The sequence below is a fragment of the Myxococcus sp. CA033 genome, from assembly GCF_013336625.1.
Classification (GTDB): Bacteria; Myxococcota; Myxococcia; order Myxococcales; family Myxococcaceae; genus Myxococcus; species Myxococcus llanfairpwllgwyngyllgogerychwyrndrobwllllantysiliogogogochensis.
Genome location: NZ_JABUMU010000004.1, coordinates 255,353 through 269,251, shown reverse-complemented (window position 1 = coordinate 269,251; position 13,899 = coordinate 255,353). Strand labels below are relative to the sequence as shown.

General features: G+C 70.2%; 12 protein-coding genes. 7 read left to right on the top strand and 5 right to left on the bottom strand.

Annotated elements, in window-relative coordinates:
• Window positions 1-7: 7 nt before the first annotated feature.
• The 5 genes from HUA78_RS13895 to HUA78_RS13875 all read right to left on the bottom strand — a co-directional run bounded on the left by HUA78_RS13895 (window position 8) and on the right by HUA78_RS13875 (window position 5,034).
• Entirely contained in the window at window positions 8-1,144 is a 1,137-nt protein-coding gene (locus HUA78_RS13895) for a hypothetical protein (RefSeq protein WP_174476463.1), read from the bottom strand.
• Window positions 1,145-1,422: 278 nt separating this feature from the next.
• The gene (locus HUA78_RS13890) at window positions 1,423-2,160 is read right to left on the bottom strand and encodes a dienelactone hydrolase family protein (RefSeq protein ID WP_254614466.1); all 738 of its coding nucleotides are present in this window, start codon (window positions 2,158-2,160) and stop codon (window positions 1,423-1,425) included.
• 30 nt (window positions 2,161-2,190) lie between these two features.
• Window positions 2,191-3,357, bottom strand: a complete 1,167-nt coding sequence (locus HUA78_RS13885; RefSeq protein ID WP_174476556.1) for an iron-containing alcohol dehydrogenase — start codon at window positions 3,355-3,357, stop codon at window positions 2,191-2,193.
• A gap of 1 nt (window position 3,358) precedes the next feature.
• The gene (locus HUA78_RS13880) at window positions 3,359-3,676 is read right to left on the bottom strand and encodes an antibiotic biosynthesis monooxygenase (RefSeq protein WP_141640926.1); all 318 of its coding nucleotides are present in this window, start codon (window positions 3,674-3,676) and stop codon (window positions 3,359-3,361) included.
• Window positions 3,677-3,768: 92 nt separating this feature from the next.
• Window positions 3,769-5,034, bottom strand: a complete 1,266-nt coding sequence (locus HUA78_RS13875) for a heparin lyase I family protein (RefSeq protein WP_174455130.1) — start codon at window positions 5,032-5,034, stop codon at window positions 3,769-3,771.
• Between the two features lie 434 nt (window positions 5,035-5,468).
• Between HUA78_RS13875 and HUA78_RS13870 the strand changes: the two genes are divergently transcribed.
• The 7 genes from HUA78_RS13870 (at window position 5,469) to HUA78_RS13840 (ending at window position 13,886) form a co-directional block, all read left to right on the top strand.
• A complete protein-coding gene (locus HUA78_RS13870) occupies window positions 5,469-7,730 on the top strand; it encodes an AAA family ATPase (protein ID WP_174462292.1) in 2,262 nt (753 codons plus the stop codon).
• A 238-nt stretch (window positions 7,731-7,968) separates the two neighbouring features.
• Window positions 7,969-8,940, top strand: coding sequence for a L,D-transpeptidase family protein (locus HUA78_RS13865; protein ID WP_174476462.1), 972 nt, complete (start codon window positions 7,969-7,971; stop codon window positions 8,938-8,940).
• A gap of 29 nt (window positions 8,941-8,969) precedes the next feature.
• Window positions 8,970-10,115: an LOG family protein gene (locus tag HUA78_RS13860; RefSeq protein WP_141645183.1), complete on the top strand. Its 1,146-nt coding sequence runs from the start codon at window positions 8,970-8,972 to the stop codon at window positions 10,113-10,115.
• 9 nt (window positions 10,116-10,124) lie between these two features.
• Window positions 10,125-10,877, top strand: a complete 753-nt coding sequence (locus HUA78_RS13855) for an HAD family hydrolase (RefSeq protein ID WP_217442463.1) — start codon at window positions 10,125-10,127, stop codon at window positions 10,875-10,877.
• On the top strand, window positions 10,868-11,662 hold the full coding sequence (locus tag HUA78_RS13850) for an STM4013/SEN3800 family hydrolase (protein WP_141645182.1): 795 nt from the start codon (window positions 10,868-10,870) through the stop codon (window positions 11,660-11,662). Before HUA78_RS13855 ends, HUA78_RS13850 begins: the two co-directional genes overlap by 10 nt.
• An 11-nt stretch (window positions 11,663-11,673) precedes the next feature.
• Window positions 11,674-12,990 (top strand): STM4012 family radical SAM protein, encoded by a 1,317-nt coding sequence (locus tag HUA78_RS13845; RefSeq protein ID WP_174476461.1) that lies wholly within the window; start codon window positions 11,674-11,676, stop codon window positions 12,988-12,990.
• On the top strand, window positions 12,987-13,886 hold the full coding sequence (locus HUA78_RS13840; protein ID WP_174466605.1) for an STM4011 family radical SAM protein: 900 nt from the start codon (window positions 12,987-12,989) through the stop codon (window positions 13,884-13,886). Before HUA78_RS13845 ends, HUA78_RS13840 begins: the two co-directional genes overlap by 4 nt.
• Window positions 13,887-13,899: the final 13 nt, after the last annotated feature.

Genomic DNA, 13,899 nt, shown 5'->3' with positions numbered 1-13,899 from the left:
GCGGCCTTCAGTGGGGTCGCGCGGCCCACTCCCATGTGGTGCCCTGGTGCAGCGCCGCGTAGATGTCATCGCGCAGGACGTTGCACTCGTCATGCGTCAGTGTGCGCTCCAACGCGCGCAGCACCACCCGCAGCAGCACGTTCTTCTGGTCCGGACGGAGGGCCAGGCGCTTCACTGCGCTGGGAGGGAGCGCGGAGTACGGAGTCTCCGTCACCACCTCCACGCTCTCCACCAGCTCCGCCCGCTCGCCGAGCGCGGCGCGCACCGCGTCCCCCAGCTCCTCGGACGTCCGGCCCTCGTCGATGACGAGCGACATGTCCCTGCGCACCGCCGGCATCAGCGACACCGGACGGTAGGGTTCCAGGTCCAACAACTGGGCGGAGATGCGCGCATCCGTGGAGCGCAAGAGCCGGATGTCATCCAGGCCCTTGCGCAACATCAGGATGCGATCCAACCCCAGCCCCATGGCGAGCCCGGTGACGGGGCCCGCCTCCAGGCCGCTCTCCGCGAGCAGCGCTGGCAGCGCCAGGCCGCACTCGCCAATCTCCACCCACTCCTCCCCCTCGCGAACATCCACCTGGAGCCCGTCCGTCGTGTACGGATGCACGGCGTCGGTGAGCCGCACCTCTCGCCCGGGCAGCAGCGCGCCCACGACGGTGTGAATCATCTGTCGCAGGTCCGCGGAGGTGAGGGGCGGTCCTCGTCGCACGCGCCAGAGGTCCATCTGGTGCGGCTCGCCGGTGTGCAGCCGGTCGATGCAGTCGCGGCGGTAGACGAGGCCTGGACAGGCCAACAGCACGTCCTCGGGTGGGGACGCCGCCAGCTTGCGCAGCACGGCCGGAATCATGGCGGACGTCTGTGAGCGCAAGAGGGCCGTGTCACAGACATACCGCGTGTAGCGCGCGTCCCGGGCCACGCCGCCCGGTGGGTAGTGGAGCCGGTCGTAGTTGTCGGCGATGGAGACGACGGGGCTCTGTCGGTGGATGAGGACGTCGCAGCCCCAGGCGGCGCGCAGGGCGTCCAGCGCGGAGGCCACCAGCCGTTGCAGGGCATGCGGGCCGGAAGCAGGGTCGGTCAGGTCACGAACGGAGAGCGCGCGCCGAAGCTCCTCGGCGCTGAGGATGGAGACGGAAGGGGACGACATGGAAACCTCTCGGAAGCGGTGGAAACGCAGGGTCTCCGGCACGCCGAGCGAGAAGTCCGCCAGGCGCCGCCGGCCTCGGATGCCCCCCCCGGCGGCTTCGGGTGGGCGTCGCGCCTGACGGCGTTTCACCAACGAGAGGTTCGTGCGCTCAGTGCGGCACGCCCTCCCGACACCCAAAGGGAGCCGGGGGGCTGCTAAATCGACGAGCACTGACGACCAGAACCATGTCGCTACGAATAACGCCGGCCGCTTTCAAACGCAAGCCGGGGCCCTCGCCCTCAGGTGGAGAGGGTGCGGCCGAACACGTCGAACAGCTCGCGCCAGTGCTGCTCGGCGGCGTCCTTGTCGTAGGTGGCGGAGCCGTCCACCGCATAGCCGTGTCGCGCGCCGACGTGGAGTCGGGACTGGTGTCGGACGCCCGCGTTCTTCAGTGCCGTCTCCAGCCGAAGGATTGCGTCGGCCGGCATGGAGCTGTCCTGGTCCGCGTGGCCGAACACGAGCTCGCCGCGAACGTCACCCACGCGCAGGTGGGCGCTGTCCGGGGACTCCGTCGCCAGCCTGCCTCCATGGTTGGACACCGCCGCGGCGATGGTGTCCGGAAAGTCCGCGGCCAGGCGCACGGCGATGGAGCCACTCATGCAGTAGCCGGCCACGCCGACCTTGGGGCCGCGCACCTGGGGCAGTCGCGAGAGGAAGTCGAGCTGTGCCGCGCCGTCGTCGCGCAGCCGCTCCGGCGTCAGGGTCGCGATGAGCGCGTAGATGCGCTTGCGGAACGCCTCGTCCGCGAAAGTGCCGTTCAGGTCGAGGCTCGCGGCGCGGCCCTCGCGGTAGAAGACGTTCGGCAGCAGGACGACATAGCCGCCGTCCGCGAGTCGTTGGGCCATGTGCTCGAAGGCGGGGCGGATGCCCAGCGCGTCCGTCAGCAGGATGACGGCGGGCCACGGGCCGCGCCCCTCCGGCTGGAACAGCTTCGCGTCCATCGCTCCCTCACGGGTCTGAAGCTCGATGTCTTCCATGGGCATTCCTCGAAGGTGTGGGGCGGCTCGCTACAGGGACCGGGTGGCGATCTCCGTCAGCTCCGCCTCGGTGAGCGTCAACGGATTGGCCTTCATGCTGCTCGCGGCGCGCGCTTTCGTCACCAACTCTGGCAGTCGCGCGGGCGTCAGCCCGTAGGTGGCGAGGCCGGGAATCTGGAGCTCGGCGCGCAGCGACTCCACCCACGCGAGGGCGTCCTCCTCGCGAGCATCGGGCCGGCCGGTGAGCATCGCGGCCAGCTCACGGAAGCGGAGCAGGGAGGGGTGCTCCGGTGCGCGAGCGCGAAGGGCGCGCAGGTTGACGTCGAGCACGGCGGGAAGCAGGGCCGCGCAGACGGCGCCATGGGGCGCGTCGAACATGCCGCCCACTGGCGCCGCGAAGCCGTGCACCGCGCCCAGCCCGGAGTTCGCCAGGCACAGGCCGCCGAAGAGGCTGGCCAGCGCCAGGTCCTCGCGCGCCTCCGCGTCCGGCTCCGTCAGGACGGCTCGACGCAGCGAGCGCGCGGAGCGGCGCAGGCCCTCGCGTGCCAGGGCGTCGGTGAGGGGGTTGGCGCGCGCGGAGAGGAAGGGCTCGATGAGCTGGGACAGCGCATCCATGCCGCTGGAGGCCAGGACGGCGGGCGGCGCGCCGATGAGCAGGTCCGGGTCCACGAGCGCCACGCGCGGCAGCAGCTGTGGCCCGCGCAGGCTCGCCTTCACCTGGGCCTGCTTCGAGCCCAGCACCGCGTTGCGCGTCACCTCCGAACCGGTGCCCGCCGTGGTGGGAATGGCCACGAAGGGCAGCGACGCCCGGGTGAGCGGCTGGCCCCGCCCGATGACCTCCAGATAGTCGAGTGGATCTCCCCCCTGTGTCGCCAGCGCGGCGAGCGCCTTGCCCGCGTCGAGCGCGCTGCCTCCGCCCATCGCCACGACGACGTCACAGCGAGCCTCCCCGAGGATGCCCAGGCCCTGGCGCACGAGCTCCACCGTGGGCTCTCCCTCCACGGCGAAGGACTCCACGGTGAGGCCGAGCGCCTCCAGCGACGCCTTCAGGCCGCGCGCTCGCGCGGGGGCCTTCCCGGTGACGAGCAACACCCGCTGACCGCCGAGCGAGCGCACCAGTTCAGGGGCCTCGGACAGCCGGCCCGGGCCGAAGACGATGCGTGTCGCGGTGGCGAACTCGAAGGCCGTGGGACTCAGGTCACCACCCGGCGTCTTCGGGGAACAGGTTGACGAACTTCCGGCTGGCGCGCGGCTCCGCCATCATCGGCGCCACGGTGTCGCGCCAGGTGAGGTAGTGGGCCGTCTCCTTGTGTTCGGCGGGAGCCTGGGCCGTCCGGTAGACCTCCACGAGCACGAAGCGCGTCGCGTCGTCGGCGTCCTGGATGACGTCGAAGCGGGCGATGCCGGGCTCCTGGGCGCTCGCTCGCGCGTTGGCGAGGGTGGCTTCGCGGAAGGCGTCCACGTGCTCCGGCTTGACGTGGACCTGGACATGGACGACGCGCAGGCTGTTGGGCATGTCCGGAAACTACTCCGGGCCGAGGCCGCGTGGGGACGCGACCCCGGCCCGGATGAGGGCACGGTGTGGGGTGCCGTACAGCCGTGGCGTGCCTACGGGGCCTTGATGACCGCCGTGGGGTTGAGCACGTCCTCGAGCTTCCGGGCCATCAGCCAGCCGTCGTGGTAGACGATGCCCGTCTGGGTGATGGTGTCATTCCGGTACAGGCCAATCTTCAGGTAGTTGACCTGGCCGGAGTACTGGGTCGCGATGTAGCGCTTGGGCATCACCAGCTTGCCGTCGAGGTACAGCTCCACGAAGCCCACCTTCGAGTCCGCGGACCAGCGCACGTGGAAGATGAAGTCCATCCACTTGCCGCGCGTCAGCGGGGCGCGCCAGACGATGGTGCCCGGGTTGCCGCCGATGTTGAGGCGGACCTCGTTGCCGTAGACGTAGAACTCCACCGGGGGCGAGCCGCCCACGGTATCGCTCTCCTGGTGCCACTGGGTGAAGAGCTGCCACGTGTTCACGTTGGGGAACGTGGAGTCGAACATCGTGCTCCAGCGGTAGTAGTACTCGGAGCCCGACGGCTCGCGCGTCATCCGCACCAGCTCGTTGCGGTTGCCGCTGGAGTTGATGGGGTCGTCGCCCCGCTTCACCGTGGCCTTGAGCGCGTAGCCACCCTGGCGCTTCGGCGAGGACACCATCGCCAGCCGGTCCGCGCTCACCATCTGCGCTCGCGTCCACTGGCTGATGTTGTTCGTCTCGAAGTCACCCACCCACACCACGCTGCTGCCCGTGGGGGGAGGCGTCGTCGGGGGCGGTGTCGTGGTCGTGGCGGAGCAGGCCCGCGCCTCGGCGATGGACGCCCAGTCGTTCATGGTGTTGCCCATGAAGGTGATGCGCACGCGGCGCGCGGTGACCTTGCTGAACGAGTACGTCTCCGCGGAGGACGACTTGCTGCTCGTGCCGCTGAACACCTGCGTGTACGTGTAGCCATCCGGCGAGACGGACACCGTGAAGGTGTTGGCCCGCGTGGTGCCTTCGTGCCAGGCGATGGTGACGCCGGAGATGGACTTGCTGGCGCCCAGGTCGTAGTCGATCCATCCACCCTTGCCGAGATAGCTCCAGCGGGTGCCCAGCTTGTCGTCCATCGTGTTGGCCGGCACGTTGCCGTCATGACCCTTGGCGATGACGGACGCGGCCGTGAGCTGCGTACAGCCCGTGGCCGTCAGCGCGGCGGCGGAGACGGACGTGGCGAACGCCGTGGCATCCAGCCCGGCGGGGGCCTCGCCCAGCTCGGTGACGTCGTCCTGGGGACCACAAGCGGTGGCGCTCAGGCCGAGCAGTGCTCCAGCCAGCAGAAGAGACTTCTTCATGTAGGGACCTCTGGGGATTCAAAAACAGACAGACAGGGAGTGTGTCCGGCGGCCATCTCACGACGGGCCGGTTTCTGGTTTCAGCTGGGGGGGTTCTCCAAGGTCACGGCGGGGGTTCGCCGCGTTGCGACGGAGACAACCATCGACCAAATTTATTTCGTATTCAACAGTTCTCGACACGCCTGCCTGCCCTCCAAGAAACGGGGCGGAACATACTGCGGGTGAGGGCTGGGGCGGTGGGGCTGGAAACGTCTGTCATTGGTGGCGGATTGGCGCGGATTGTGAGGGTTTGAGCGCACCCCCAGAAGCGCCGAGGAGGCGTGCGGTGGCTTGGAGGGCAGGGCCACAGGCGAATTCAATACACACGCACAACCCCTGGGCGCGAGAGGCGCGAGGGGCCGGGAGCGTTAGAGGTTCGGGCTCTGGAGGTGCTCATGACCTCGTCTTCGGGCGTGTGCCTGGCCTGCGGGACACGACTTTCCCCTGGCCTGTCCACCTGCCCGCGCGTGTCGTCACGGGTGTCCCTGGCTGAAGGGGTTCGCCGGTGGGGGACGGGGGCCTGTCAGCCGCCGCTCGTGGGGCGGACCGCGCTGCTGGAGCGGCTGAAGTGGTGCGCCGAGGAGGCCCGCAGGGGGCTGGGGCGCGCCGTCTGGCTGGTGGGCGCGGAGGGCATGGGCAAGTCGCGCCTGAAGGACGCGCTGGTGGAGTCGCTCACGGCCAATCGCTTCGAGGTCTGGGAGGGCAGTGGCCTGGCGCTGCCGGGGACTCCCGCGGGGCCCTTGCTGGAGCTGCTGGAGGCCACGCGGGGCCTGCGGCCCGTGGCGGGCGTGGGGAGGATGTCGAGCGCGGAGGCGGAGCGCGTCGCGCACTTCCTGGAGGGACGCGAGTGGCAGGGCATCCCCGCGAGCCTTTCCTCGGAGAGCATCGCGCTGTTCGATGCGCTCTGCCACGCGCTGCTGCCGCACCGGGGACCGCGCATCCTCATCCTGGAGGACTGGCAGCACGCGGACCCGCTCAGCCGGGCGCTCGTCGAGGTGCTGGTGTCGCGGCTGGCGCACGCGCCGGTGCTCGTGCTCGTGTTGGAGCGCACGGGCGGCCCGGGGCTCGTGCCGCCGACCGCGGAGATGCTGGAGGTGGGCCTGCTCAATCCGGAGGATGCCCAGGCGCTGGTCGCGACGCGTCTGCGTCCGGGCTGGCCCAGGGACGCGTTGCTCCAGGTCGGCGCGGGCCATCCGCTGCACCTGCTGCATGCGCTCGCGTTCCACGAGGAGCACCCGCTGGTGCCCCTTCCTTCGTCGGGCCCGGCGGTGCTGGCCGCGCGCCACGAGGCGTTGTCACCCGCCCGGCGCGAGGCGCTGCACGTGAGCGCGGTGCTGGGGCCCTGTTTTCCCCGGTCGGTACTGGGGGCGCTCGTCGGTGGCTTCGGAGCGCTCGCGGGGTTGGAGGCGGGGGGCTGGCTGAGGCCCGTCTCGGGGGGGCGGTACGCGGTGGGGGCTCGGCCACCAGGGCCGCCTGAGGTGACTTCGTCGGACGTGGAGGAGCTGGCGCTGCATCGGCGCGCGGCGGAGGCGTACGAGGCCCTGCCTGCGGAGTCGCGGCGGCGGGCCTGCGCGGAGGTGGTGCGCCACTGGCTCGCGGCGAAGGTGCCCCAGCGCGCGTTGCCGCACCTGCTGGAGGTCGCCGCGTGGAACCTCGCGGCGTTGGAGCCGGCGGCGGCGCTGGGGGTGTACCGCGTCGCGCTGGACGTCGCCGCGTCGCTGTCGCTGGACGCCGCGCGCCAGTGGTCCCGTGTGCTGTGGGAGCGAATCGGGGACGCGCATCGGCTGGCGGGAGAGCGAGCGGAGGCCGAGTCCGCCTGGCGCATCGCCATCTCGCTCGAGGATCCTCGCGCGGTGCTGGCGACGCCCGAGCACCTCCACTGTCTGCGCAAGCTGGCCGCGGTGGTGCTGTCGCTGGAGCGCTACGAGGAAGTGGTGTCGCTGGGGCAGGCCGTGGGGGAGCTCGCGGCGGGCCCGGACGCGCTGGTCTGTACGGCCTCGTTGGACGCGCTGTGTGCGCTCGCGCTGTGTGGGCTGGGGCGCTTCGAGGAGGCGGAGGCGCGCCTGGCGAGTGCTCGGGCGAGGTTGCTCCAGGCGCCGTACCAGGAGGGTCCGGGGCGGGCGAGTGTGGAGGCGGCGCTGCACCGGGCCATGGGGACGCTGCTGATGGGGCAGGGGCGCCCCGGACAGGCGACGGCGGAGTACGCGGCGGTGCTGCGCTGGACGGAGCGCGCGGGGGACACGTGGGAGCACTCCACGGCCCTGTTCAACCTGGGGGATGCCTATGCGCGCGCGGGAGACAGGGAGCGGGCGGTGCATTACTTCCAGCTCGCGCTCGACTTGAAGGCGCGCATGGGGGACCGGGGCGGGATGGCGTACACCCACCATGGGCTCGCGCTGCTGCACAGCCAGGCGGATGCGCCCGAGCTGGCGAAGGAGGACGCGGTGCGAGGCCTCCAGCTCGCGGGGATGCTCGGAGACCGGAAGCTGAAGTCACTGCTGCGCTGTGCGCTGGGGCGGGCCCACCTGCGACTGGGAGAGCGCGAGGAGGCTGCGAGGCAGCTCCAGCTCGCCGCCCAGGACGCCGCCGCCGCCAATGCCCGACCGGAGCTGCTCCAGGCCCAGGCCGCGCTTCGCGCACTGGAGGCGCGGCGCTGAGCCCGTGAGCTGGCGAGGAGGCTCGCGGGGAGGAACGTGGGCGGCAACAACGGAAGGCCCTCCACGCGCCGAGAGTCCCCCGCGAGCGACGTCCACCGCGCCGCGCCGCGAGAAACGCACGAGTGGATGGCGCGGTCTCCAAGGGTCGAGAGTCCCCGCGAGTGACGTCCACCTCGCCGCCATGGAAGAAACGCGGGAGTTGACGGAACGGTCCGCGAGCGCCGAGTGTCCACCGCGAGTGACTTCCGCCGCGCCACGCTCCTGGTTCCCGTTGCTGTGCCTCGCCTGGGTGGGCCTTGCCCAGGTCGCGACCGCCTCCACCCCGGATGTCTTCGAGTCGTATCTTCGGCCCGAGCACGCGGCGGCGGAGGGCTTCGCGCCGTGGCCAGACGTCGCGCGCGCCAGGCCGGGCAGCGACGTGCGAGCACTGGCCCGGGGTCGCGTGGTGTCCGTCGGCTCACGAGGTGACAGTGTCACGCTGGAACATCTGTATCACGAAAACCATGAGCTGCTTCGTGCCCGCTCGGAGTACGCGGGGCTGAAGTCCGTGGCGCTTCGTCCCGGCGCGCTCGTCACGAAGGGGCAGGTGCTCGGCCAGGTGGGCGCGTCCGAGCGACTCGCCGTGTCGCTGCACACCGGCAGCCTCCTGTCCGCAGACGAGTCCCGGCGCTTCACCGCCGAGCATTCCCGCCTGCCACAACCCGCGAGCGAGCCGGTGCTGGTGCTCATCTCCCACGCGCGGAACCAGCTCCGGCTCTACGAGCGAGGTGTCGAGCGGGCCCGCGTGGAGGTGGGGTTTGGCCAGGAAGCGGGGCCCAAGCAGCAGCGAGGAGACAACCGCACGCCCGTCGGCATGTACTTCATCGTCCAGACGCTGCGCGGGGACATCCCCGGGCCCTACGCCGCGTTCTACGGCGGCCACTGGCTGCGGGTGAACTACCCGAACCCGTGGGACGCGAGCCGGGGTGTGAAGCAGGGCTGGCTCACCGCGAAGACGCGCGAGCGAATCGTCCGGGCCTGGGAGGCCCGCGCGGCGACGGACGCCACCACTCGACTGGGAAGCGGCATCGGCTTTCACGGGTGGGCAGGGGAGTGGTCCCTGGAGGAGAGCGGAGGTCGGCTGTCCTGGGGCTGTGTCGTGTTCCACCCCCGCGATATCGCCGCGCTGTATGAGCGAATGCCGCAGGGCACCATGGTTGTCCTCTTCTAGCCGGCCCCGAGGCATGGAATCCTTCGCGGGTGATTGAGCTAGAGACTCCCGAGGCCTTCGAGCGGCACCTTCGCGATGGCAGCAGCCTGGCCAACGTCGTCATCCAGGGACTGGACCTGCGGCGCTACACGCGCGAGCTGAGCACCGCGGCGCTCGCCGGGACGGTGTTCCTGGGGTGCGAGCTGGAGAAGGACGCCCTGCAGGCCGCGCTCGCGCATGGGGCGCTCGTCTTCCCTCCCATCACCGGCGTGCCGTACCAGCCCTACCGGGGCGGCCTCTACTCTCCCGAGGAGCTGTACGCCGGCTTCGACCCGATGCGCCCGGAGACGTACGAGGACACGCTCGACGCACGCATCTATCGACACTGGGAGGCTCACGGCCGTGGCACGCCGCCCACGCTCTTGGAGACGCTCGCGCAGCGACTGCATGACCACGCCGTCACGGACGCGATGGAGGACCTGCTCGCCGCCTCCGGGCCGTCCCGGAAGGTGGTGGCCATCATGGGCGGACACTCCATGAAGCGCGGCCAGCCCGACTATCGCGAGGTGGCGATGCTGGCCCGGGAGCTGACGCGCGCGGGCTTCTTCCTCGTCAGCGGCGGCGGTCCGGGAGCGATGGAGGCCACTCACCTGGGCGCCTGGTTCGCGGTGCGTTCGGGGGCCGAACTCGACGGCGCGCTCGCCATCCTCTCCAAGGCCCCCAGCTACACGGACCGGGATTGGCTGGGCCGGGCCTTCCAGGTGCGCGAGGCCTTTCCGCTGGAGCCCAAGGACGTCTTCGCCTGCTCCAGCCTGGGCATCCCCACGTGGCACTACGGCCACGAGCCGCCCAACCCCTTCGCCACGCACATCGCCAAGTACTTCGCCAACAGCGTGCGCGAGGACGGGCTGCTCACCATCGCCCGAGGGGGAATCGTCTACGCACCCGGAAGCGCCGGCACCATCCAGGAAATCTTCCAGGATGCCTGCCAGAACCACTACAACAGCGTGGGCGTCATCAGTCCGATGATCTTCCTGGGCCGCGAGTTCTGGACGCGGACGCGCCCCGTCTATCCCCTGCTGGCGCAGCTCGCGCAGGGACAGGAGTACGCGCGGCACCTGCTGCTGACGGACTCCCGGGAAGAAGTCCTCGGGGCGCTGCTGGACTACGACCGCGCCTCGCGCATCGCGAGCTGAGACGCCGACATGGGACGCAAGCGCCACTACGAGGACAAGAAGTGGATGAACAAGCCGAAGGCCTTCGGGAAGTATGGGCCCGTGCGGCCGAAGGCCCTCTTCTTCGACGTCGATGACACCCTGGTCGACCGCGAGGCCGCCTTCGGGCGCTACTTCGAGCGCTTCATGGCCCGGTTCCCCGAGGTGTTTCCCGAGCACCGTCGCGCCGAGGACCTTGTCACGCTCCGGACCTTCGACGAGCGAGGAGGCCGCGACAGGGAGGCCTTCTGTTCCGACGTGACGAAGACGTTCGAGACGGGGCTCGACGCGAAGGCGCTCTGGGCGGACTTCCAGTTGAACCTCGCGGACTTCGTGGTGGGAGACCCGAAGCTGGCGGTCTGGCTCCGGGAGTTGTCGAAGCGCCAGCCCGTCGTCGTGGTCTCCAATGGCTTCTCCGGCACTCAGCGCAGGAAGCTGCTTCACGCGGACCTCTACCACTCCGTTCCAGAGGGCTTCTATTCGAGCGAGGTGGGCGTGGAGAAGCCAGACCCGGCCATCTTCAAGGCGGCGCTGGCGCACGTGAATCGCGAGCCGTCGGAGGTCCTCCACATCGGGGATGACCCGGTGCGGGACATCGTCGGCGCCACGCGGATGGGGTTCGCCACGTGCTGGGTCTCCCATGGACGGGAGTGGCCCGCCGCGCTGGCGCCACCGACCTTCACGGTGGAGCGCATCACCTCGCGACACGAGGCTCTCGTGGAAGTGCTCTCGCAATGGACATGAACACGGTGGTCGGCTCGCACGACCTGCTCTTCATCACCCTGGACACCCTGCGCCACGACGTGGCGACACGGCTGGCCACCGAGGGACGCATTCCCCACCTCGCCGCGCTGATGCCGGGAGGACAGTGGGAGGAGCGCCACTCGCCCGCGAGCTTCACGTACGCCGCGCACCACGCGTTCTTCGCCGGCTTCCTGCCCACCCCCGCGCGCCCTGGCAGGCACTCGCGGCTGTTCTCCATGCGCTTCGAGGGCAGTGAGACGACGGGGCAGGGCACCTGTGTGCTCGACGCGCCGGACCTCGTCACGGGCCTGTCGGCGCGCGGCTACCACACCGTGTGCATCGGCGGCGTGGGCTTCTTCAACAAGCTCAACCCCCTGGGCAACGTGCTGCCGGGCCTCTTCGCGGAGAGCCACTGGGGCCCCGAGTTGGGGGTGCGCGAGCCTCGCTCCACCGAGCACCAGGTGTCCCTGGCCGTCGAGCGCCTGGAGGCTCTTCCTCGAGAGCAGCGCGTATTCCTCTTCCTCAACGTCTCCGCGCTGCACCAGCCCAACCGCCACTACCTGGCCGGGGCCTCCGAGGATTCCGTCGCGTCCCACGCGGCAGCCCTGGAATACGTGGACAGTCAGCTTCCACCCCTGTTCGCCGCATTGCGGCGCCGGGGGCCGGCTTTCTGCATTGTCTGTTCGGACCACGGCACGGCCTACGGCGAGGACGGCTATAACGGTCATCGCGTGGGTCACCCCGTCGTCTGGACGGTGCCCTACGCCGAGTTCACCCTGTCGTGAGAGTCCTCACCATGACGCGCCTGGAGCAGATGCTGGGAGAGACGCCTTACGTGGCGTACCTCTATGGCTACCCGCACAAGACGGCCTACCGGCCCTTCACGCCAGCGCTCTCGCTGGAGTCGGTGTGGGCCGAGGAGCGGCGCGATGCCCTGTTCCTCTACTTCCACGTCCCCTTCTGCGAGATGCGCTGTGGCTTCTGCAATCTCTTCACGGCGGCGGGGCCGAAGCAGGACGTGGTGGACGGCTACCTCGGGGCGCTGGAGCGCGAGGCGCACCGGGTGAAGGCCGCGCTGGGCACGGCGAGCTTCGCGCGGCTCGCGGTGGGCGGAGGGACGCCCACGCTGCTGGACGTCGCGGGGCTGCATCGCGTCTTCGACCTGGCGGAGAAGGTGCTGGGCGCGGACCCGCACCACATCCCCGTTTCGGTGGAGGTGTCGCCGGAGACGGTGGACGCGGAGAAGCTGCGGGCGCTGCGTTCGCGGGGCACGGACCGGGTGAGCATCGGCGTGCAGAGCTTCATCGAGGCGGAGGTGGCCGCGGTGAAGCGGCCTCAGCAGACGGCGCAGGTGGAGGCGGCGCTGGACCTCATCCGCTCGACGGGGTTTCCGACGCTGAACCTGGACCTCATCTACGGCATGGAGGGCCAGACGGTGGAGACGTTCCTGTACTCCATCCGGCAGGCGCTGCGCTTCACGCCCGAGGAGATCTACCTCTATCCGCTCTACGTGCGTCCGCTCACCTTCCTGGGGAAGAAGGCGCGCGCGTGGGATGACCTGCGAATCGCGCTGTATCGCGCGGGCCGGGAGTTCCTGCTGGCACAGGGCTACACCCAGGTGTCCATGCGCATGTTCCGCGCGAGCCATGCGCCGGACGCGGGGGGCCCGGTGTATCGCTGCCAGGAGGACGGCATGGTGGGGCTGGGGTGCGGGGCGCGCTCGTACACGGGACAGGTGCACTACTCGTCGGAGTACGCAGTCGGCTCGCGCGAGGTGCGCTCCATCATCGCGTCGTACAGCGCGCGCACGGCGGAGTCCTTTGGCGAAGTGGGGTATGGCTTCCGCCTGGACGGTGAGGAGCGGCGGCGGCGGTACATGCTGTTGTCGCTGCTGGCGGAGGGCGTGGACTTCTCGACGTACCACGAGCAGTTCTGCACCGACGTGCTGGAGGACTTCCCGGAGCTGCTGGAGCTGGAGGCGCACGGGCTGGCGCGGCGGGACGGACAGGCGCTGCGGCTCACGCCCTCGGGGGTGGAGCTCTCGGATTTGATTGGCCCCTGGCTGCACTCGACGGGGGTTCGTGAGCTGTCACAGGAGTACTCCTGGCGATGAAGCTCACCGTGCTCTACCGAGGGCCGCTGTCGAGCTGTAACTACGGCTGCGAGTACTGTCCTTTCGGCAAGTGGAAGCACACCGACGAGGAGCTCGCGAAGGACCGCGCGGACCTGGAGCGGTTCCTGGCGTGGGTGGAGGCGCGCACGGGGGACACGGTGTCCGTGTTCTTCACGCCGTGGGGCGAGGCGCTCATCTGGCCCTGGTATCAGCAGGCGCTGGCGCGGCTGACGCATCTGCCGCATGTGGAGCGCGTGGCGGCGCAGACGAACCTGTCGTGCAAGCTGGACTGGGTGAAGGACTGCCGCGCGGAGAAGCTCGGCATCTGGGCGACGTACCATCCGGAGTGGATGAAGCGCCGTCGCTTCGTGGCGCAGTGTGAGACGCTGACGGCGCTGGGTGTCCGGCACAGCGCGGGCATGGTGGGGTTCCTGCGCTTCGCCGAGGAGGCGGAGGCGCTGCGCCGTGAGCTGTCCGACGACACGTACCTGTGGATCAACGCGGTGAAGGACGGGCAGGAGGAGCCGTACTCGCCCGAGGACGTGGCGCGCTTCACGGCCGTGGACCCGTTGTTTCCCGTGAACAACGTGCGGCATCCCAGCCTGGGCCGCGCGTGCCGGGGAGGGGAGTCGGTCATCTCCGTGGACGGGGAGGGCACGGCGCGCCGGTGTCACTTCATCGATGAGCCGATTGGGAACATCTACGCTCCGGACTTCGACCAGGCGCTGAGGCCTCGGCCGTGCGCGAAGACGACGTGCGGGTGTCACATCGGCTACGTGCACATGGACTATCTGGAGCTGGACCGGGTCTTCGGCTCCGGCATCCTGGAGCGGGTGCCGGTGAAGCCCCTGTGGCGGCGGCAGGACGTGGCCCCGCGGGTCTCGCCGCGCGAGTAGAGCGGATTACCGA

What these genes read in the sequence shown, in the direction of transcription:
- HUA78_RS13895 (WP_174476463.1), bottom strand. Translation starts at nt 1,144, where the DNA reads ATGTCGTCCCCTTCCGTCTCCATCCTCAGCGCCGAGGAGCTTCGGCGC.
- HUA78_RS13890 (WP_254614466.1), bottom strand. Translation starts at nt 2,160, where the DNA reads ATGGAAGACATCGAGCTTCAGACCCGTGAGGGAGCGATGGACGCGAAG.
- HUA78_RS13880 (WP_141640926.1), bottom strand. Translation starts at nt 3,676, where the DNA reads ATGCCCAACAGCCTGCGCGTCGTCCATGTCCAGGTCCACGTCAAGCCG.
- HUA78_RS13875 (WP_174455130.1), bottom strand. Translation starts at nt 5,034, where the DNA reads ATGAAGAAGTCTCTTCTGCTGGCTGGAGCACTGCTCGGCCTGAGCGCC.
- HUA78_RS13870 (WP_174462292.1), top strand. Translation starts at nt 5,469, where the DNA reads ATGACCTCGTCTTCGGGCGTGTGCCTGGCCTGCGGGACACGACTTTCC.
- HUA78_RS13855 (WP_217442463.1), top strand. Translation starts at nt 10,125, where the DNA reads ATGGGACGCAAGCGCCACTACGAGGACAAGAAGTGGATGAACAAGCCG.
- HUA78_RS13850 (WP_141645182.1), top strand. Translation starts at nt 10,868, where the DNA reads ATGGACATGAACACGGTGGTCGGCTCGCACGACCTGCTCTTCATCACC.
- HUA78_RS13845 (WP_174476461.1), top strand. Translation starts at nt 11,674, where the DNA reads ATGACGCGCCTGGAGCAGATGCTGGGAGAGACGCCTTACGTGGCGTAC.
- HUA78_RS13840 (WP_174466605.1), top strand. Translation starts at nt 12,987, where the DNA reads ATGAAGCTCACCGTGCTCTACCGAGGGCCGCTGTCGAGCTGTAACTAC.